The organism is Brachybacterium huguangmaarense (assembly GCF_025725725.1).
Classification (GTDB): Bacteria; Actinomycetota; Actinomycetes; order Actinomycetales; family Dermabacteraceae; genus Brachybacterium; species Brachybacterium huguangmaarense.
The window spans coordinates 637,434-656,714 of sequence record NZ_CP107020.1 but is presented as its reverse complement, the minus strand read 5'-3'; the positions used below and the strand labels follow the sequence as shown (position 1 = coordinate 656,714).

Genomic DNA, 19,281 nt, shown 5'->3' with positions numbered 1-19,281 from the left:
GATCCCCATGAATGCGGGTGACAAGATCCAGAACAAGGCCCAGGAGCTCGGCGGCAAGGCCAAGGAGTTCGTCGGCGACAAGACCGACAACGAGGATCTCCAGGCCGAGGGCGTCGGCGACCAGGCGTCGGCCGGCGCCAAGCAGGCCGGCGAGAACGTCAAGGATGCCGGCAAGAACCTCAAGGAGGGCCTGACCGGCGAGTGATCGCCGCGACGGCGACCCCCGGGCCGCCGTCGTCCTCCGAGCGCCCGTCCCGCATCCTCGCGGGGCGGGCGCTCGTCGTCTCCGGGGTGCTACAACGGGACGATGAGCGTCGACCCCGACTCCTTCGCCCCCGACGCCGTCGCCTCCGAGCCGGTCCCTCCTCGCTGTGTCCGCCCGGGCACCGTCGGCGCTCTGCTCGCGGCGGTCGCCGTGCTCACGGTGGCCATGAACCTCCGCCTCGGAGCGGCCGCTCCCGGGCCCCTGATCGACCGCATCACCGCCGCCTTCGGCCTCGGCGAGACCGCGGGCGGCGTCGTCAACGCTCTGCCCGGCCTGTGCTTCGGCGTGCTCGGGCTGCTCGCGGTGCCGATCGCGCGTCGCCTCGGGCTCACGGGCGCCATCGTCCTGGCCTTCGCCGTCACGACCCTCGGACTGCTGCTGCGACCCCTCGCGGGCTCCTTCCCCGTCTTCGTGGTGCTCTCGGCCCTTGCCCTCATCGGTCCTGCGACCGGCAACGTCCTCGTGCCCGCCTGGGTCAAGCGCCACGGCGGCCGTCGTGCGGTCCAGCTCATGACCGTGTACACCGTCATGCTCGCGACCGGCGGCGGCGCCGGCTCGCTGCTGTCCGTGCCGATGGCCGGGTCCGCCCCCGACGGCTGGCGACGCTCGCTGTTCGTGTGGGGGACCCTGGCGGCCGTGCCGGTCGTGGTCTGGCTCGTCGTGTGGCGGCGCACCGGCCACGACTTCCCGCCGCTCTCCCCGGCGGGACACCTCCGCGGCAGCCTGCTGCGCTCGACCACGGCAATCGCGCTCACGGTCACCTTCGGCCTGCAGTCCATGACCGCCTACGTGCAGATGGGATGGCTGCCCCGCATCCTCACCGACGCGGGCCTCGCGCCGACCGCCGCCGGTGCGCTCACGGCGCTCATCTCGGGCTTCGGCATCATCGGCGGCCTCCTCATGCCGCTCGCCGTCGCCCGCGTGCGGAACCTCGGGCCCGTGCTCTTCGCGCTCGGCCTGCTCACGGCCGCCGGATACGTAGGCCTGCTGCTGGCCCCGGCGGCCGCGCCGCTGCTGTGGACGGTGCTGCTGGGCATCGGCGGCTGGACCTTCGCGACGGCGATCGCGCTCATCCCCTCCCGCAGCCACGACCCGCTCGTCACGGCGCGCCTGTCGGGCATGGTCCAGCCCGTCGGCTACTTCCTGGCCGCGCTCGGCCCCTTCGCGGTCGGGCTCTTCCACGAGATCCTCGGCGGCTGGTCGATGATCCTCGTCGTGCTCGCCGCCGCGGGCCTCGCGATGGGTCTGGTCGGATGGCGAGCGGCCGGCCCGCACCTCGTCGACGACGAGCTGCGAGCCCGAGTCCGGGGGCCCCGGACGCCGCCGGAGGACACGGAGCGAGATCGCCATGCCGGGCGCGCGAAGGGGCACCCACCCGATCGAGATCGTCGTCTCGGGCGCGCGAAAGGGCACCTGCCCGATCGAGATCGTCCTTGCGGGCGGAATTCTCGTCGGATTCCGCCCGAAAGGGCGATCTCGATCTCGTTCCGGCGGGCTGACCCGCCGCCGCGCCGCCCCGACCCGCCCTCCTCGCGCGATCCGCCGCCGTCCCGGACGGCCCCAGGCGGAACGTGGAAGGATGCGGGCCATGAGCCACGCACCGAGCACCGGGCCGCGCACAGCGGTCGACTCCCTCGCCCTGCACGGCACCGCCGAGGCGACGCCGCCTCCGTCCGACACCTCCGGGAGCCGGCGCCGCGACGGCCTCGCGATGCGCGTGCTCGGGTCGTTGCCCGACGCCGCCTTCCATGCGCTCATGACCCGCACCCAGCGGCCCACCAAGCCCTCCCGGCGCCTCGTGCCGCGCGCGCTCGTCACGCGCGAGCGGATCGGCGGGGTCGGCGAGACCGTGCCGGGCGTCCCCGTCACCTGGATCGACCGGCCCCGCTCCCGGACCGCTGCCGTCATCCACCTCCACGGCGGCGCTCACGTCGCCGGGGAGCAGCCGGAGCACTGGCGCTGGCTCGAGGAGCTGCGCCGCCGGTCGGGCGCCGCCGCGGCGATGATCCACTACCGGATGCCGCCCACGTCGCCCTTCCCAGCCGCCCTCGACGACGTGCTGGCCGTGATCCGTGACCTGCGCGAGCGCGCCGACGTGCGCGACGGCGGCTGGGTGCTCAGCGGCGACAGCTCCGGCGGCGGTCTCGCGCTCGCCGTCCTGGCCGCCCTGAGGGACGAGGGGATCCCGCTGCCCGCGGGCGTGATCCTGCTGTCCCCGTGGACGGACCTGACCCTCGCGGACCCGCTCGTGGCCGCCCGCGAGGACCGCGACCGCGTGCTGTCGGCCCCGGCGCTCGCCCGCTGCGCGCACGAGTACGCGGGCGGCTACGCGCTCACGGACCCGCGCGTGAGCCCCCGCTTCGCCTCGTTCGAGGCGCTGCCGCCGGTCCTCCTGTTCGCGGGGTCCGAGGAGATCCTGCTGGGAGATGCCCGCGCGCTCGCCGAGGCGCTGCGTGCGGCCGGGGTACCGGTCGCGTTCACCGAGCAGCCCGGCGGCCAGCACGACGACGCCGTCATGAGCGACGGGCCCGCTGCGCAGTGGGCGCTGCGACGGCAGATCGCGTTCGTCCGCGAGGCGTGCGGCCTGCGCGCCTGACGTGGTCCGCCGCGGGCGCCCGACCCCGAGGCGGTCAGTCGCAGACGACCGCGGTCGAGACGTCGCCGCTTAGCTCGTCCGAGTCGTCGTGGGCGAGGGCGTCGGCGCTCACGTCGGGGCTCGCGATCACCGAGTCCATGACGGCCTTCTGCGCGGCCTGCGCATCGTCGGCCGTGCCGATGGCGGGCACGATCGTGCCGTCCCCCGCGTCGGTCTGGCAGATGTCCTGCCCGTTGAGGGTGACGCGGATCGACGCCTTCGAGGGCGTGTCCGCTCCCTCGGCCGCGGGTGTCGCGACGATGCCGACCCGCACGGCGAACGCCCCCGTGTCGCCCGTCCGCGTGTCGATCACGGAGTATGCGACGGTGCCGCCGAGCGTGAGCGTGTGCCCGTCGTCGAGCTCGGCCAGGCGCCAGGTGAGGGCGCCGCGGGGCGCGCCGATCACCCGGTAGGGCTCCGCGAACTCGATCGCGTAGAAGCGGCGGTTGTCGGCCGACCACTGCTCTTTGAGCTTGTCCTTCCAGACCGTGGGCGCGGCGTCGATGATCGCCTGCTCGTCGTCGGCGTCGTCGGTCTCGCGCAGCGCGTCGGGGTCGAACATCGCGGTGGACAGGTAGTCGGCGAGCGCGCTGCGGGTCGCCTCGATCGCCTTCGAGTCGATGCCGTCGGCGTCCCAGGCCGCCGTGTCCACGGCCGAGGAGTCGATGTCGAGCGCGAGCAGCGAGGTCGTGTCGGTGGCCGACCAGACGGAGCGGTCGAGGTCGGCCAGGACGTCGCGCGGGGCGTCGGCGGCAGGAGCGGTCGTGGGCGACGGCGTGTCGGTCGTGGGCGACGGCTCGCAGGCCGGCAGCGCGACGGCCACGACGAGTGCGAGGGCCGCGGGCCAGACCGCATGCCGACCGCGGGACAGGGCGCGCCGGCGGTCGAGGGCGGGCACGGCGCTCACCGGGTCCACACCACGGCGGGGTCGGTGCGGCCCGTCTCGTCGTCCATTACATGGGCCACCTGGGTGGCGTCCTCATGACGCCGCTCGACGATGCGGGCGGTCGCGTCGCGGTCGGGGCGCGGCGCCGACTCCGGCACCGCGACCGCCCACACCGCGGCGATCACGGTCACGAGCACGACCACGCCGGCGAAGATCGCGATGAGCGCGGCGTCGGACAGGGGCAGCTGCCACAGCGCGTCGTCCATCGGGGCCTCCTCCGTCGCCGGGCCGGCGGTCGTCGCGGGCAGTGTATCCGCTGGGCGGTCGCCGCCTCCGTCCCGTGCACGACAGCCGCGTCCTGTACACGGGCGACCCGAGGCCGAGGGCGTCGATATGCTGGGGCCCTTATGGCCGACGTCATCGTGGGGCGGTTCGCGCTCATCGACCTGATCGCCAAGGGCGGTTCCGGGTCCGTGTGGCGTGCCTGGGATGCGAAGGCCCAGCGCCTGTGTGCGGCCAAGGTCCTGCGCCAGCGCGACTCCGCGGACCTCATGCGGTTCGTGCGCGAGAAGGGCGTCGCCTTCGACCATCCGCATCTGCTCGCGCCCTACGGGTGGGGCGCGGAGGACGAGCACGTCGTCATCGCGATGCCGCTCGTCTCCGGCGGGACCCTCGAGTCGATCGTGCGGTCCCACGGTCCCGTGGCGGAGCCGACGGCCGTGGTGATCCTCGACCAGCTGCTCGACGGCCTCTCGCTCGTGCACGCCCAGGGCTGGATCCACCGTGACGTCAAGCCCGCCAACCTCATGTTCGAGGCCACGGGGCGCCGGCGCCCCCACACCCGCCTCGCGGACTTCGGGATCGCGGTGCACGAGACCGACGTGCGCTTCACGCACGTCGGCATGATCAACGGGACGCCCGGCTACATGGCGCCCGAGCTCTTCGACCTGGCCGAGCCCGAGCCGTCGCACGACATCTACGCGGCGGGCGTGGTCGCGCTCATGGCGCTGAACGGTCCGCTCGCGCTGCACGACGGGCCCTTCCGCCCCGCCGAGCTCGACGGCTACCTGCGCGGCGCCTCCCCGAAGCTCGCGGCTGTGCTGCGCCGCATGGTCGCACCCCGTTCCGCCGATCGCTTCCAGGACGCCGCGAGCGTGCGCGCCGCCCTCCCGCGCGTGCCGGCCTCCTTCCCCCTCACGTTCGCCGACGGCTCGGACTTCCGCGCCGACGACACGCTCGACCCGCTGCCGCCGGACGCACCGGGCGCCGTGCGCTCGCCGTCGATGCCCGCCCCGGGCACGCCCGGACCGGCCGAGGCCGCCCGGCGCGGCGAGCTTCCCGGCCGGAGCGGCGGCCCCGCCCGGTCCGCCCCGCTCGCCGTGGGCGCCATGGCGTCGGCGGGGCAGCCCCCACGAGCTGACCCCGCCGCTTTCGCCGCGCAGCCTGCGCGCTCCGGGCAGCCCGCGCCGGGATCGGGCCGTCCCGCATCCTTCGCCCCGGCGTCGCGGGGCGGGCAGGCGGGCATGGTCGAACCGGCCAGGCCGCAGCAGTCGGTGCCGGCCGGCGCACCGGCTCGTGCCGCGGCGCCCGCTGCCGTGATGCCGCGCAGCGCTCCCTCGCCCGGCGGCTTCCCCTCGCCGAGCCCGCAGACCGGTCCGCGCTCCACGGGAGGCCCGAGCGGTCAGAGGGGCGCCCCGACGGGTGGCGGCATCGGCCGTGCGATCGGCGGCGTGCTGCCCCGGAACTCCAGGCGCCGCACCATCGTGGCCGCGGTGATCGGACTCGTCGTGGCCGTGCTCGCCGGCATCGCGCTTGCCGCGATCCTGCTGTTCGTCTTCTCGGATCGGGGGACGCCGTCCGCGGACCCGACCTCGAGCGCCCCGGAGAGCACGGGGCCGGCGATCGCCCAGGTCGCGGAGGGGCAGGCCTGCACCGAGGCGGAGCTCGGCGTGGTCGCCACCCTGCCGGACGGCAGCTACATCTCGTGCACGCGCCAGGACGACGGCAGTTACGCCTACGCGTGACGGGACGGCAGGTCCACGCGGGTCCACACCCGGGCGCGGGGCGTCCCGCTCTGGTAGCCGCCACGGTCGGCGGGTAGGCCCTGGTGGGTGGTCGGCGGGGCGGTCCAGACAGGGGTGCGGGGTCGGTCGTGGCAGAGGGTCAGTCGGATCGGTCAGGGCAGGGGCTCGAGGAGCCGGTCGTGGCAGGGGTTCGCTGGGCCGGTCCTGGCCGGTCCTGACAGGGGGGCGCGGGGTCGGTCGTGGCAGAGGGTCGGTCGGGTCGGTCAGGGCAGGGGGTCGGTCGAGTCGGTCCTGGCTGGGGTTCGCCAGCCGGTCCTGACAGGTGTTCGCTGGGCCGGTCCTGGCCGGTCCCGGCCGATCGTGGCGGGTCGGTCGTGGCACGTGGTTGGCGGTCCGGTCGTGGAGGGGACGCTGGTGATGTGCACTGGCTATATAGCCACAGCACATCACCAGCGTCCTGTCCGCGACCATGGGCCCGAGATCACCGGTGCACATCGCCCCGGGCGCGGGGGAGCCGTCGCTGCCCGGCGGCTTTTCGCACGGCCCGGTCCTCACGTGAGGCCAGGCCCAGCCCTCAGCTCCTGCCTCAGCTCCTCTGGGCACCGCCGGCCCTCAGCTCCTGTTCCCACAGGTCCCATGATCAGGACCAGCCCCCAGCTCTCGTCCTCAGGCTCGGCCCCCGAGGTGGCCTCGACGGGCCCTCCGGCCCTGTCCTCACGCCGGGCTCCCGCCCCGTCCTCAGGGCCGGGCTCACCTCCGGCCCCCCGGCCCCCTCAGGCCTCGCGGAGGGGGAGCACGTCGATCGACTGCACGAGGGCCTCGCGCCGCGGGTCGACGAGGACGTCCACCCGGACTCCCGGGGCGCCCTCGCGCCGCGACGGGATCTCCCACCGCAGCTGGGCCGGGGTCAGCACCCGGGCGTCCTCCGGCCGCAGCCCGCGCAGGACCGTCGCGTCGAGGCCGGCGCCGGCGAGAGCGGCATCGCGCCGACGGAGGCGCTCGGCGCGCGTGCTGTCGAGGTCCATGTTGTCGGCGAACCACGCATCGGCGACCGCGTCGTCGCCCGTCGCGAGCCACCGCATGGCGCCCTCCGCGGCGGCGAGCGTGCGCGGCGCCGCGACCGCCGCGCGCGGGGCCAGGAGGTCGGTCTCCTCGTGCAGGACCCGCAGGGTCTGCTGCGCGAGCACGGAGGCAGGGGCGTACTTCGCGTTGGCCAGCGCCACCACCCCGACGCCGCTGTCGCGATGCCAGCACATGTACGAGCCGTAGCCGGGGTAGCCGCCCGAGTGGGACACGACCTCGCCGAGATCGGCGAAGCGCTCGATGACGAGCCCGAAGCCGTAGCCACGCACACGGTCGAAACCGGGGGAGACGCCGTCGGGCCCGGCGGGCAGGGGCGCGGTGGGCTGGACCCGATGGATCTGCTGCATCTCACGGCGGCTCGCCGTGCCGAGCGGCAGCTGCTCGCGCGCGGCGGCATCCGGCGCATCGGCGGCGGCGAGGAAGCGCACCCAGCGCGCGATGTCCGACGTGGTCGAGAACAGCCCCGCCATCGCGCCGTACACCCCGGGGCGGTCGAAGGGCACGGGCTCGAAGCGGCTGCGGTCGGCGCGGTCGCCGATCCGGTGGCCGACGGCCACGCGCGAGGAGTCGACGTCCTCGAGCGCGAAGCCCGTGTCCGCCATGCCCAGGGGCGCGAGCAGCTCGCGCTCGATGAACCGGGTGTACGGGACGCCGGACACCTCGTCGATGACCCGCCCCAGGAGCGCGAAGGAGGTGTTGGAGTACTCGAAGCCCGTGCCGGGCACGCTCACGTGCCCGAGGCCGCCGCGCAGGACGCGCGCGAACTCCTCGCGGCTCATCGCCTCCTGCCGGTCGCCCCACGGGTTGTCGGTGACCAGGCCCGCGCTCATCGTGAGCAGCAGGCGCAGGGTGAGCACGGGGGAGTCGGCCGTCGGGCCGGTGAGCCCCGCCGCCTCCGGCACGTGCTGGGCCACCGGATCGTCGAGGCGCAGCCGGCCTTCGTCGCGCAGGCGCAGGATCGAGGCCGCGGTGAACGACTTGGTCATCGAGGCGATCCGGGAGATCGAGCCGGGGGACAGGGGAGCGGAGCCGGGGGCCGGCACGCCGTCACGCAGCTCGGCGTCGCCGGCGCTGCCGCGGGCGAGCACGGCCGACGGCTCGTCGTGTCCGCCCACGACGGCCCAGGTGATGCCGGCGGTCCGGTTTTCGCCGACCGCCGTCGAGAACAGGTCCTCGATCCTCGTGCGCGTCGGTGCGGGAAGCGCCGCGTGCGGAGTGGTCGCGGGATCGAGGTCAGTGTCATGCGAGGTCATGGCCTCCACTGTAGGGCCGCCTCAACAGAGGGACCCGGCGTGGCAGCAGCGCGGGCGGTCTCGTGCGCCCCGAGATCCGGAGGGAATTCGGAGGGGGAGGGCAGAGCGCTCCCAGCGTCGCGGTGTTCGCTGGTGCTGTCGGTGGGACCCCCCTCCCGCCGACAGGTCACTTCGGTGATCGTGGTTCCCCGCGAACATCGGGCCGGCCCGCCATCCCCCCGGCGCGCCGGCCCGATGCGGTGGGCCACACCGAGGTCTCAGCCGACGGCAGGTGGGGCCTCCCCGCGCTGAGCGGTGCCCGGCTCCGCCGCCCCGTAGAAGCGGGCGAGCACACGCGCCGCGTCCCGCCCGAGCGCGTCGACGAGCAGGGTCGCGTCCCCGCGCGTCGGATCGAACCGGGGCGCGGAAGGCTCGTCGGAGCCGCCCCCCTCGAGCTCCTCCTGGCCCTCACCCGAATCCACGGCGGGAGCCGAGGCGCTCTCCGATGCCGCCTGACGTGCGGAGACGGCCGGCGGTGCGATGTCCTCGAGCGTCAGCCCGCGCAGCGTCAGCAGGTGGATCGGCCGCACGTCCACGGCCTCGACCAGCACGTACCCGAGCGCCGCGACGTGGGCGCAGGGGCCCGGCCAGTCCTGGCACGAGCAGTCATGGGAGTACTCGGAGGCCCCGTGCGGCAGCAGCGAGATCTCGTGCCGGCTCAGCTCGACCTCGAAGTCCGGCGGATACTCCCCGGCGACCAGCTGGGCGGGAAGCTCGGGGTGGGCGTGGGCGAGGTCGAGGAGCACGGCGCGATCCCCCGCCGGGAGGGGCGAGAACTCCAGACGCGCGATGACGGCCTGCCCCGTCGTCTCGTCCCGCACCTCGGCGCGGGCGAGGCCCGGGGAGATGTCGAGCCAGTCGACGAGACCCGCCCGGGCGATGCGCTTGCCGGCGTTGGCCGTGCGAGGACGCAGCTCGTCACCAAGGCTCGAGCGCAGCATGCCGGCGGCCCACGAGGTGCCGATCGGGCCGCGACGCGACCGCAGGGTGATGCTCATGCGGCCCCTCTCTCACGGCCTGGCCCCTCGTCGCCGGCATCGGGGCCGTCGCCCGCCCCCGGTGGCCCGGCTCCCGGACCCTGGCCGGCCGATCCGGCTCCCGACTCCCCGCTCGCCGGGCCGGCTCCCGGCTCCCGTCCCGCCGGGCCGGCCCCCGTCCCGTCGTCCTCCGGTGCGTCGCCCACCTGGTCGGCGTCGAGCGCGAGGAGGGCGGCGAGGTCGGCGTCGCCGAGGCTCGCGATCCACCCCTCGCCCGAGGAGACCGCGAGGTTCGCGAGCTGCTTCTTGTCGCTCAGGATGGTGTCGATGCGCTCCTCGACCGTGCCGGCGGCCACGAGCTTGCGCACCTGCACGTCGCGGCGCTGGCCGATGCGGAACGCCCGGTCGGTGGCCTGGTCCTCGACGGCCGGGTTCCACCAGCGGTCGAGATGGACGACGTGGTTGGCGGCCGTGAGCGTGAGGCCGGTGCCGCCGGCCCGCAGGGACAGCAGCATCGCGCCCGGCGCGTCCGTGCGCGCCTGGAAGTCGGCGACCATCGCGTCCCGGTCGAGCTTGGAGACCCCGCCGTGCAGGAAGGGGATGTCGATCCCGAACTTCTCGCCCCAGTAGGGCACGAGCATGCGGCCGAACGTCGTGAACTGGGTGAACAGGAGCACCTTCTCGCCCTCGGCGAAGGCGGCCTCGAGCAGGTCGTCGACGAGCTCGAGCTTGCCGGAGCGGTGGGCGCCGACGCGCAGGATCGACGAGCCGTCGCCGAGATAGTGCGCGGGATGGTTGCAGACCTGCTTGAGCTTGGTGAGCGTCGACGCGACGAGGGCCCGCCGCTGGTTCTCGTCGGCCCCACCGAGCTGCCCGAGCATCTCGTCCACGAGGGCCTCGTACAGCCCGGCCTGCTCGGGGGTGAGGTTTACGCGCTGGGTGATCTCGGTCTTGGCGGGCAGGTCGGCGATGATCGACCGGTCGGTCTTGACGCGGCGCAGCACGAACGGGCTCGTCAGACGCGCCAGCCGGGAGACGGCCGCGGGGTCCCCGTCGGACTCGATGGGGCGGGCGATCCGTGCCTCGAAGCCGTCGAGCGGGCCGAGCAGCCCGGGATTGACGACCTCCATGAGCGCATGGAGATCGGCGAGCCGGTTCTCGACGGGGGTCCCGGTCAGGGCGAGCCGCCGTCCCTCGGGCAGGGCGCGAGCCGCCCGGGAGACCGCCGTCTGCGGGTTCTTGACGTGCTGGGCCTCGTCGAGGACCACCCTGCCCCAGCGGACGCTCTGCAGGAGGGGCAGGTCCCGCGCGAGCAGCGAGTACGTGGTGAGCACGAGGTCGACGTCGGCGACGCCCTCGACGAACGCGGCGTCACGCACACGGTCCCCGCCGTGATGCACGTGCACGGCCAGCTCGGGTGCGAAGGTGCGGGCCTCCCGCTGCCACGACCCCACGACGGACATGGGGCACACGAGCAGCGTCGGGCCCACGCGCTCGCCCGCCGCGAGCTCGCGTTCGCGGCACAGCAGCGCGAGGACCTGCATGGTCTTGCCCAGGCCCATGTCGTCCGCGAGGATCCCGCCGAGCCCGTGGGAGTCGAGGAACCACATCCAGTCCAGCCCGCGTCGCTGATAGGGACGCAGCTCGGCGCGCAGGGTCGAGGGGGCGGGCAGCGCGGGCTGCGCCTCGTGGGCGTCGAGCAGGCGGCCCATCTCCCCGCTGACCGTGAGGTCGCCGACGTCGGCGCCCTCGGCGTCCGAGGACGCGAGCAGGCCGAACCAGTCCCGCAGCGTGAGGTCTCCCTCGACGGCGCCCGGTCCGACAGGGTTGTGCGGGTCGTGGACGGCGAAGGCCTCCTGGTCCCGGCGGGAGGGTCGGGCGCCCGCGGGCGGGAGGACCGTGCCGACGAGCACAGGGCCCGCCTCGCCGGTGGACGGCGGCTCCCCGCCGGTCCCCTCGAGCGGGTCACGACGGCGCGCACGGGCCGCGAAGGCGTCGAGGAAGCGCTCGGCGGCCCGCAGGGTCGACGAGTCCAGGTGCACCCACTGCCCGCGCAGCCGCACGAGCTCGGACTGCGCCTCGCGGATCTCCTGCATCTCCTCGTCGGTGAGCTCGACATCGCCGATCGCGACGCTCCACCGGAAGGACGCCAGGGCGTGCAGGCCGATCCCCTTGCCCTGCTTCGCGTCCGTCTCGGCCGCGTCCGCGACCTGGGCGCGCACGCTCGCCCGCGCCTTCGTCCACTCGCGCGGCAGCATCACGGTGACCCCGGCGGCCTCGAGCAGGTCGGCGTCCTGAGCGAGGAAGGCCGAGGCCTCCGCCGTCGTGAGCAGCCAGTCCACCCCCGTGTCGTCCCACGTGGCCCCGCGCACGGTGGGGGCGAGGCGCACCACCTCCCCGGCGGCCTCGACCGCGCCGGCGGCCGTGAGGTCGCCGACGGCTCGCAGATCGGCCACGGGATGCACCGTTCCGTCCTTCTCGCGCAGGCACGTCTGGAGCGGCCATGCGGTGCCGAGCGGCGGCTCGTGCAGGCGCACCACGAGGCCCAGGTCGGTCGAGGACAGCTGCACGGTCTCCCGCGCCGATCCCGCGAAGGCCGACAGCGCCTCGGTCAGGCGCCGCACGGCGGGCACGTCGGCCTCGACCGTCACCTCGTCGTCGACGAGCGCGGCCAGCAGCCGACGGGGGTCGGCGTGCTCGCCCTCGGCCAGCAGCGCGCCGAGGACAGGGCGCGTGCGGGCGTCGACGAGCGCGGCGAGCAGCGGGGCGTCATGGAGGGAGCCGTCGGCGGCGACGGGGGCCCAGCGGGCGCGGACCGTGTCGTAGCGCTCCGTGAGCACGGGCACGACGTGCCGCGCCGCGACCAGGGTCTGCGCGGCGTCGTCGGCCACGAGCGCGGCGAGCAGATCGGGCATCGCGAGCAGGCTCTCCGTCAGGCGCACGGAGCTGCCGGCCTCCACGAGCGGCCGCACGCGCTCGACGAGCGGGGCCGCCGAGGCGTCGTCGCCGGCGCTCAGCACCGCGCGCACCGCCTCGACCAGCTCGATCAGACGGACGGGCCCGAGCGCCCGGGCGGGGACCCGCCGGGAGGTGCCGGCGACCCGCAGCCGGTGGCGCAGGGGACCGGCGAGCGGGCGCAGGACCTCGGCGATCGGTGCGGGGGCGTGCTCGAGGAGCGGGGCGAGGTCCTCGAGCGCGCGCGAGCGGCCGGGACCCGTCTGCTCGCGCGCCCACAGCGCTGCCCCGAGATCGTCGTCGACGATCAGATGGAGGCGGTGGACGGGCATGGCTCCAGCGTAGGGCGGGGGTGTGACGAGCGGCGACGGTGGGGTGCCGGCGGTGGATACGGTGGGGCGATGCGCTCCTTCATCGTCACCGATCCGTCCTCGCCCGAGGCCGCCAACGAGGACGCGGCCCGGTTCGACGCCCGCGTGGCCGTGCTCGCGGACGGGTCGGGCGTGCCGCCGCGCTATCGCGCCGGCTGTCGTCACACGGTGGCGTGGTACTCCCATGCGCTCGTGGACGCCCTCGCCGAGGAGCTGGCCGACGAGGGCGTCTCGATGCGGGCGGCGCTCGCCGCCGCGATCGGACGCGTCCGGGCTCTGCACGAGGGCGAGTGCGACCTCGAGGCCGGGAGCCCGTCGGCCACCGTGGTCGCGGTGAGGGCCCGTGACGGGGTGCTCGAGCATCTGGTTCTGTGCGACTCGTCTCTCCTGCTGGCGCGCGCCGACGGCGACGTCGTGCGCGTGACGGACACCCGGATCGAGGACGTCGTGCGGCGCGAGCGCGTCCCCGACGCGATCGAGGCGCTGCGCAACGGGGAGGGCGGGTTCTGGGTGGCACGCCACGAGGAGCGCGCGGCGCGCGAGGCCCTCGTGGGCTCCGTGCCGCTCGCCGAGGTCGAGGCGGCCGTCCTCGTCTCCGACGGCGTGACCAGGGCGATCGACCTGCTGGGCATCGGCGGTGCGGACGCGGTCGCACGGCGCTGCCAGGACGCGAGCGGCGCGGCGGAGCTCATCGACGAGGTGCGCCGCGTCGAGTCCCGCCGGGCGGAGGAGGGCACCCTGCCCGAGCGCAAGACGCACGACGACGCGACCGTCCTGGCATGGTTCCCGGGGCACGCCGGGTGACCGGATCTGGGGCAAATCTTGGGGAGATCTTGACGACGGGGGGATGACCCCCGTTTACAGGCGCGGAAATCTCGCCCTAGACTTGTGGCCGTCGCAGCGCGGGCATCTCGCACGTTCCCGCCGGCGATGGTTCAGCAGTCCTGAGAATTGGATAAAAGCGCCGCTTCTCTCGACCCCCCCTGAGGGAAGCGGTTGGACGGACCGTCGTCAGTTCCCCCCGAATTGACGGTTCGTCTCGCCTGTTCGCCCGCACCACCCCTGACGGACGACAGGTCGGCGAGCGGCCCGTGAGCCCCCGACTTCGGTCGAGTGAGAGTTCCGGGCCGCTCGCTTTGTACGTCGGGGACGCCGCGCTCGCGGCGTCCCGTACGCCGAACGGCGGTCGACACGCGTGAGCGTGCCGACCGCCGTTCGGTCGTCCGGGGGCGGGCCCTGCGTGTCCGGTCAGTCGAGCACGGCCACGTCGCTGCCGGGATCGAGGCGGTAGCCCGCGCCCCGCACGGTCGAGATGAGCTTGCGGTAGCGGCCCAGCTTCGAGCGGACCCGGCGGATGTGCACGTCGACCGTGCGCTCGCCCGTGTCGGCCTCGGCGTCCGCCCACACCGACTCCATGAGCTCCTCGCGGCTGACGATGCGGCGTGCGTGGCGTGCGAGATGCGCGAGCAGTTCGAACTCCTTGTAGGTGAGGTCGATGTCGGTGCCGTCGAGCCGCACGCGCCGCCCGTACAGGTCGATGACGAGGGCCGTGTCGCCCGGGACCGGGGCGGGAGACGGGCTCACCGCGGTGGCCTGGAGCGCCCGGCGGCGTGCGGTCTCGATGTCACGGCGCGCCGGCGAGTTCGGCGAGACCACGCCAGCCCGACGCTCGCGCACCGGGCTCGCGGGCGCCGAGGCGCGCCCCACGGGCGGCAGAGCGCGCTGGGCGGAGCCCGTGGTGGACGTGAACGGGTGCGGCGAGGTCACGTCGACGGTGGCACGCGCTCGGCGCCCTGCCGTGAGCCGCTGCGCCTGCGTGCGCAGCGCGTCGGCCAGGCGGGCGGACTCGACGTCGGGCGTGCCGGCGGGAAGCGAGATGGTCAGCGTCACGGTGACGGTCGAGGATTCCGGACGCGGCGCGGGCGCTCCCGGAGCGGTGAAGGGGGCGCGGGAGGCCGGGCGCTGGACGCCGGCGGTGCGGCCCCCGACGGAGCGGAGGGCGGCCGTGTGCGGAGCGGCGGGGGCGGTGGTGGGGCGATCGAGGGCGATGGTCATGGCGGATCTCCGAGGTCGCGGGCGCCGACGGCGTCCGGCGGGCAGGTGGGCCCGGGATCCCGCGATCGGCGGTCTGCGTCGTCCTCGCGGAGGAGGGGTCGCGTCCGGCCTGGGGCTGTGCTCCCGGTGGCACCTGGAGCCCGCGCCTCTCGACCGGCTCCTGTCAGCCGACCCCGGAGGATTCTCGAGCGCTCAGAGGCTCGGCTGACGCTGCATCATGCGCATCATCGGCATGTGCATCATCCGCATCGAGGGCATCATCGCGGAGGCCACCGGGACGGTGGCCTCGACACGGAGCCGGGCGGAGGTCATGGGTAGAGAGTGCCCCGATGCGCGGAGGCGGACAAGCATGCGTTCACATCGTGGGATGTGTGAACGTGTGTGAACAGGTGCGGTCGCCCCGTCGGCCGTCGTGGGCCAGGGTGGCGCGTCGTGGCGGTCGTGCGCCTCAGTCGACGACGCCGAACAGGCGATCGCCCGCGTCCCCGAGGCCGGGCACGATGTAGCCCTTCTCGTTGAGATGGTCGTCGATCGCCGCGGTGACGACGGTGAGGTCGACGTCCTCGCCGATCGCGGCCTCGAGGGTTCGCAGCCCCTCCGGGGCGCTGAGGAGCGTGACGCACGTGATGTCCTTCGCGCCGCGCTCGTGGAGGTAGTTGACCGAGGCGATCAGGGTGTGGCCGGTCGCGAGCATCGGGTCCAGCACGAAGCACTGGCGGCCCGTGAGGTCGTCGGGGAGACGGTTGGCGTAGGTGGTGACCTCGAGGGTCTCCTCGTTGCGCACCATGCCGAGGAACCCGACCTCGGCGGTCGGCAGCAGCGTGGTGAGGCCGTGGAGCATGCCCAGGCCGGCCCGGAGGATCGGCACCACCATCGGCTTGGGATTGGTGAGCTTGGTGCCCGTCATCGGCGTCACCGGGGTCTCGATCTCGACGGGGGCCACGGCGACGTTGCGCGTGGCCTCGTAGGCCAGGAGGGTCACGAGCTCGTCGGCGAGCAGACGGAACACCGAGGAGTGGGTCTCCTTGTTCCGCAGCACGGTGAGCTTGTGGGCGACGAGCGGGTGGTCGATCTCGAGGACGCGCATGAGGCGAATCTACCCGAGCGCGAGAGCGGCGGACGGGGACCGGCGGGCGCCGAGAGCTGGTCTCCCGGGGCCGTCCGGCCTCCCGGGACGACCGTCCTGCTTTCTGGGACACTGCACGGGTGAGCGCGTACCGCTACTACACGGCGACCACCCTGGACGGGTTCCTCGCCGACCCCGACGACAACCTCGACTGGCTGCTCTCCCAGCCGATCGACGAGACCGGTCCGATGAGCTACGGGGAGTTCATCGGCGACGTCGGTGCGGTCGTGATGGGTGCGACGACGTACGAGTGGGTCTGCCGGAACGCCCTGGCGGACTCCGCATGGCCCTACGCCCAGCCCAGCTTCGTGCTGTCCCACCGGGATCTCGCGCCCGTCGCCGAGAACGTCTCGATCGTCGCCGGACCCGTCGCGGACCTGCGATCCCGGCTCGAGGCCGCCGCCGGCGGCAAGGACGTGTGGATCGTGGGCGGCGGCGATCTCGCCACGCAGTGCGCGCAGGCCGGGATGCTCGACGAGGTCGTCGTCTCGATCGCCCCCGTCATGCTGGGCGCGGGCCGGCCGCTGTTCACCGGCCGGCTCGACCTCGAGCTGCGGAACGTCGCCCGCAACCAGGCGTTCGTGTGCGCGCGATACGCCGTGCGATCCGCCGGCGGGACCGCATGACCGACGACGAGCTGATCGGCATCGCGCTCGACGAGGCCCGCGCGGCGGCGCGCCGCACGCGCCCGGACGTGCCGATCGGCGCGGTCGTCGTGGGACCCGACGGCGTCGAGCTCGCACGAGCGGGCAACCGGCGAGAGGCCGACGAGGATCCCACGGCGCACGCGGAGATCCTGGCCCTGCGGGCGGCGGCGCGCGCCACCGGCCGCTGGAACCTGACGGGCTGCACGCTCGCGGTGACCCTCGAGCCGTGCACGATGTGCGCGGGCGCGATCGTGCTCTCGCGCGTGGAGCGCCTCGTGGTCGGCGCGATGGACCCCAAGGCCGGGGCCGCGGGCTCGCTCTACGACCTCGTGCGCGAGCCGCGTCTGAACCATCGGGTCGAGCTCACGACGGGCGTGCGCGGCACCGAGTGCGGCGATCTCCTGCGGGACTTCTTCCGTCAGCGGCGCCGGGCGCGGGGATGAGGGGCCCGGCCCGGCGCGGTCGGCCCGGCGTCGCCCTCGACCCCGGGTGCCGGCGCCTCAGCTGAACAGGGCGCGGTAATGGGCGCTCTGGCCGGGCACGTAGTCCGGCTCGAAGACGATCGCGTCGACGTCGCCGCCGGCGCGGGCGGTGACGAGGCGGTCGAGGTAGAACTCCCACCCGGGCCCGACGGAGGCCGCGAACTCGGCGTCGTCCATCACCTGGCTCAGGGTGAGGACGCTGCCCGCGCCGTCCGCCTCGACGTCGAGCGCGAGCACCCAGCCGAGACCGTTCTCGATGACGAGACGCCGGGGAGCCTCGCACGTGCGGATGAGCGTGGTCGAGGTCGGCGCCCCCTCCTCGGCCGAGAGCTGGACGGCGACGCGCCCGCTCGCGGGGTCCCCGCTCCAGCGCCCGAACCATCGGGCCGTGCGGTCGGGGTCGGTGATCCACGACCAGGTCTCCTCCGGGGCGGCGTCGAGACGGCGTGAGATCACGACGCGACCGTCGGGGGTGCGCGTGCCGGTGGGCTGGGGGCTCATCGCGGGCTCCTCGGGTGGGGGACGATGCACCCATGGTGCGCCGTCGGCGGCGCCCGGGGAAGATGCCGTGGTGTCGGCGTCCCGTGACCTGGCCCGTATGCCTCGGGGGGCTCAGATCCACCCGTGGCGCCGGGCGACGGCGACCGCCTCGTGCCGGTTGGCGGCCTGGAGCTTGGCCTGGGCGCTCGAGAGGTAGTTGCGCACCGTGCCCTCGGCGAGGTGCGCACGGCGCGCGATCTGGGCGATCCCGGCGCCGTCGGCCGCGTACTCGAGCACGTCGGCCTCGCGCGGGGTGAGCGGCGAGTCGCCCGAGGCGATGGTCTCCGCCGCGAGCTCCGGGTCGATCGCCCGTCGCCCGGCGGCGACGCTGCGCACCGCCGCGGCGAGCACGTCGGCCGAGGTGGTCTTGGGCAGGAACCCGAGCACGCCCTGCTCGAGCGCCCGCTTGAGATAGCCGGGCCGGGCATGGGACGTGAGCACGAGGCACCTCGTGGCGGGCGAGCGAGAGGCCGTGGCGGCGCACAGGTCGAGGCCGTCGCCGTCGGGCAGCTGGAGATCGACGACGTCGACGTCGGGCCGCTCGGACGCGACGAGGGCCAGGCCGTCCGCGACGGTGGCCGCCTGGCCGACGACGTGCAGATCGTCCTCGAGGTCGAGCATCGTCGCGAGCGCGCTGCGGATCAGGTGCTCGTCGTCGACAAGCACGACCGTCAGCGGCGTCGGTGCGGTGGCGGTCATGTGTCCTCCGGGGATGCGGATCGAGCAGGTGGGGCCGACGGGACGGCGGCGGGATCGAAGCGCACGTCCAGGGTGAAGACGCCGTCCGCCCGACAGGTGGTGAGCAGGCCGGTGCCGAGCCGTTCCCGCAGACCGGTCAGGCCGCTGCTCTCGACGACCGCGCCCTCGTCGGCGGGCACCCCGTCGTTGCTCAGGCGCAGGCCCTCGGCGTCGAGCACGACGGTGACGGAGGACGGTGCGGCGTGACGCAGCATGTTGGTGCCGCCCTCACGCAGCACCCACGCCGCGGTGGCGCGATGCTCGGCCGGGACGTCGTCGGCGGCGCCCTGGACCGCGACCTCGATGTGGGCGGACCGGAGCAGGGAGACCGTCCCGTGCAGCTCCGTGCCCAGGTCCGCCTGGCGGTAGCCGCGCGCGAGGGAGCGGATCTCGGCGAGCGAGGAGCGGGCGAGCGCCGCCACCTGGCGGCTCTGCTCGGCGGACCGGTCGTCGCCCCGCTCGATGAGCCGCGTCAGCAGCTCGGCGTTGACCGCGATCGCGGACAGGTCGCGCCCCGCGACGTCGTGGAGGTCCCGTCCGAAGCGCAGCCGCTCCTCGGCGACGGCGAGAGCGGCCTGGGAGGTGCGGGCGTCGTCGAGCTCGCGGACGAGCGCGCCGAGCCACAGGGTCATGCGCATCAGGAGCGCGCACGTCGTCACGACGACGGCGCAGACCGTCACGAGCGACCGGTGCTCGGGCAGCAGCTGGGCGAGCCCGACCACGAGCACGCCGGTCACGGCGATCCCGACGGCACGGCCGCGCGAGCCGAGATCCGCGGCGACCACGGCGGCGCACGTGAGCGCGGTGGCGGGACCGATCGCGGGGGAGAGCAGGGCGGCGGCCACCGCCGCGAGCAGCGGCACCAGGCTCGCGCCGGTCACCAGCAGGATCGTGCGATCGTCGGTCCGGTGCCGTGGCGGCGTCGAGCGGGCCCAGTGCAGGACGCCGCACCACGTCGAGAGCGCCGAGAGCACGAACTGGGCCGCGAGCAGGACGAACGAGCCCGGCGTCAGCAGCGCGTCCGCGGCGTCGGGCTCGTAGGTCTCGAGGAACCCCGCGATCACGAGCGGGATGACGACCACGAACATCACCATCCCCAGGACCGTGTACCAGAGGTACACGCGCCAGGAGCGGGAGGGCGCCGTCGGAGCGGTCATGTCGTCGATCCTTCCATGCGAGGTGATGGCCGACGCGCCGCCGAGCGG

General features: G+C 74.6%; 16 protein-coding genes and 1 pseudogene. 7 read left to right on the top strand and 10 right to left on the bottom strand.

Annotation, left to right across the window (positions count from 1 at the left end; all coding sequences use genetic code 11):
- Window positions 1–7: 7 nt before the first annotated feature.
- From BRM3_RS02915 to BRM3_RS02910, 3 genes and pseudogenes are all read left to right on the top strand, one after another.
- Complete coding sequence (locus tag BRM3_RS02915) at window positions 8–205, top strand: CsbD family protein (protein ID WP_263594609.1); 198 nt, start codon at window positions 8–10, stop codon at window positions 203–205.
- 102 nt (window positions 206–307) lie between these two features.
- Window positions 308–1,366: pseudogene (locus BRM3_RS15105) on the top strand (MFS transporter); the annotation flags it as partial.
- Window positions 1,367–1,613: 247 nt separating this feature from the next.
- Window positions 1,614–2,861 (top strand): alpha/beta hydrolase, encoded by a 1,248-nt coding sequence (locus tag BRM3_RS02910; protein ID WP_318152433.1) that lies wholly within the window; start codon window positions 1,614–1,616, stop codon window positions 2,859–2,861.
- A gap of 34 nt (window positions 2,862–2,895) precedes the next feature.
- On the opposite strand, the gene BRM3_RS02905 is transcribed toward BRM3_RS02910, so the two are convergent.
- Together BRM3_RS02905 and BRM3_RS02900 are read right to left on the bottom strand one after the other, a co-directional pair.
- Window positions 2,896–3,807 (bottom strand): hypothetical protein, encoded by a 912-nt coding sequence (locus BRM3_RS02905; protein ID WP_263594608.1) that lies wholly within the window; start codon window positions 3,805–3,807, stop codon window positions 2,896–2,898.
- Window positions 3,804–4,052, bottom strand: a complete 249-nt coding sequence (locus BRM3_RS02900) for a hypothetical protein (protein WP_263594607.1) — start codon at window positions 4,050–4,052, stop codon at window positions 3,804–3,806. Before BRM3_RS02900 ends, BRM3_RS02905 begins: the two co-directional genes overlap by 4 nt.
- Window positions 4,053–4,193: 141 nt before the next feature.
- Between BRM3_RS02900 and BRM3_RS02895 the strand changes: the two genes are divergently transcribed.
- Window positions 4,194–5,810: a serine/threonine-protein kinase gene (locus tag BRM3_RS02895; protein ID WP_263594606.1), complete on the top strand. Its 1,617-nt coding sequence runs from the start codon at window positions 4,194–4,196 to the stop codon at window positions 5,808–5,810.
- A gap of 773 nt (window positions 5,811–6,583) precedes the next feature.
- Here the strand turns inward: BRM3_RS02895 and BRM3_RS02890 are convergent.
- The 3 genes from BRM3_RS02890 to BRM3_RS02880 form a co-directional block, all read right to left on the bottom strand.
- Window positions 6,584–8,146 carry a serine hydrolase domain-containing protein gene (locus tag BRM3_RS02890; protein WP_263594605.1) on the bottom strand — a complete coding sequence of 521 codons (1,563 nt, stop codon included), beginning with the start codon at window positions 8,144–8,146 and terminating at the stop codon, window positions 6,584–6,586.
- Window positions 8,147–8,403: 257 nt separating this feature from the next.
- Window positions 8,404–9,183: an SWIM zinc finger family protein gene (locus BRM3_RS02885; RefSeq protein WP_263594604.1), complete on the bottom strand. Its 780-nt coding sequence runs from the start codon at window positions 9,181–9,183 to the stop codon at window positions 8,404–8,406.
- The gene (locus BRM3_RS02880; RefSeq protein WP_263594603.1) at window positions 9,180–12,449 is read right to left on the bottom strand and encodes a DEAD/DEAH box helicase; all 3,270 of its coding nucleotides are present in this window, start codon (window positions 12,447–12,449) and stop codon (window positions 9,180–9,182) included. Before BRM3_RS02880 ends, BRM3_RS02885 begins: the two co-directional genes overlap by 4 nt.
- A gap of 69 nt (window positions 12,450–12,518) precedes the next feature.
- Between BRM3_RS02880 and BRM3_RS02875 the strand changes: the two genes are divergently transcribed.
- Entirely contained in the window at window positions 12,519–13,292 is a 774-nt protein-coding gene (locus BRM3_RS02875; RefSeq protein WP_263594602.1) for a protein phosphatase 2C domain-containing protein, read from the top strand.
- Between the two features lie 444 nt (window positions 13,293–13,736).
- On the opposite strand, the gene BRM3_RS02870 is transcribed toward BRM3_RS02875, so the two are convergent.
- Both BRM3_RS02870 and upp read right to left on the bottom strand, forming a co-directional pair.
- Window positions 13,737–14,543 (bottom strand): winged helix-turn-helix domain-containing protein, encoded by an 807-nt coding sequence (locus BRM3_RS02870; RefSeq protein WP_263594601.1) that lies wholly within the window; start codon window positions 14,541–14,543, stop codon window positions 13,737–13,739.
- 448 nt (window positions 14,544–14,991) lie between these two features.
- Complete coding sequence (gene upp / locus BRM3_RS02865; protein WP_263594600.1) at window positions 14,992–15,630, bottom strand: uracil phosphoribosyltransferase; 639 nt, start codon at window positions 15,628–15,630, stop codon at window positions 14,992–14,994.
- 119 nt (window positions 15,631–15,749) lie between these two features.
- Between upp and BRM3_RS02860 the strand changes: the two genes are divergently transcribed.
- Both BRM3_RS02860 and BRM3_RS02855 read left to right on the top strand, forming a co-directional pair.
- Entirely contained in the window at window positions 15,750–16,295 is a 546-nt protein-coding gene (locus BRM3_RS02860) for a dihydrofolate reductase family protein (RefSeq protein WP_263594599.1), read from the top strand.
- Complete coding sequence (locus BRM3_RS02855) at window positions 16,292–16,759, top strand: nucleoside deaminase (RefSeq protein ID WP_263594598.1); 468 nt, start codon at window positions 16,292–16,294, stop codon at window positions 16,757–16,759. The genes BRM3_RS02860 and BRM3_RS02855 overlap by 4 nt, the downstream gene beginning before the upstream one ends.
- 57 nt (window positions 16,760–16,816) lie before the next feature.
- Here BRM3_RS02855 and BRM3_RS02850 read toward each other — a convergent pair whose 3' ends face one another.
- The 3 genes from BRM3_RS02850 to BRM3_RS02840 form a co-directional block, all read right to left on the bottom strand.
- Window positions 16,817–17,299 carry an SRPBCC domain-containing protein gene (locus BRM3_RS02850; protein WP_263594597.1) on the bottom strand — a complete coding sequence of 161 codons (483 nt, stop codon included), beginning with the start codon at window positions 17,297–17,299 and terminating at the stop codon, window positions 16,817–16,819.
- A gap of 111 nt (window positions 17,300–17,410) precedes the next feature.
- A complete protein-coding gene (locus BRM3_RS02845) occupies window positions 17,411–18,037 on the bottom strand; it encodes a response regulator transcription factor (protein WP_263594596.1) in 627 nt (208 codons plus the stop codon).
- The gene (locus BRM3_RS02840; RefSeq protein WP_263594595.1) at window positions 18,034–19,233 is read right to left on the bottom strand and encodes a sensor histidine kinase; all 1,200 of its coding nucleotides are present in this window, start codon (window positions 19,231–19,233) and stop codon (window positions 18,034–18,036) included. Before BRM3_RS02840 ends, BRM3_RS02845 begins: the two co-directional genes overlap by 4 nt.
- Window positions 19,234–19,281: the final 48 nt, after the last annotated feature.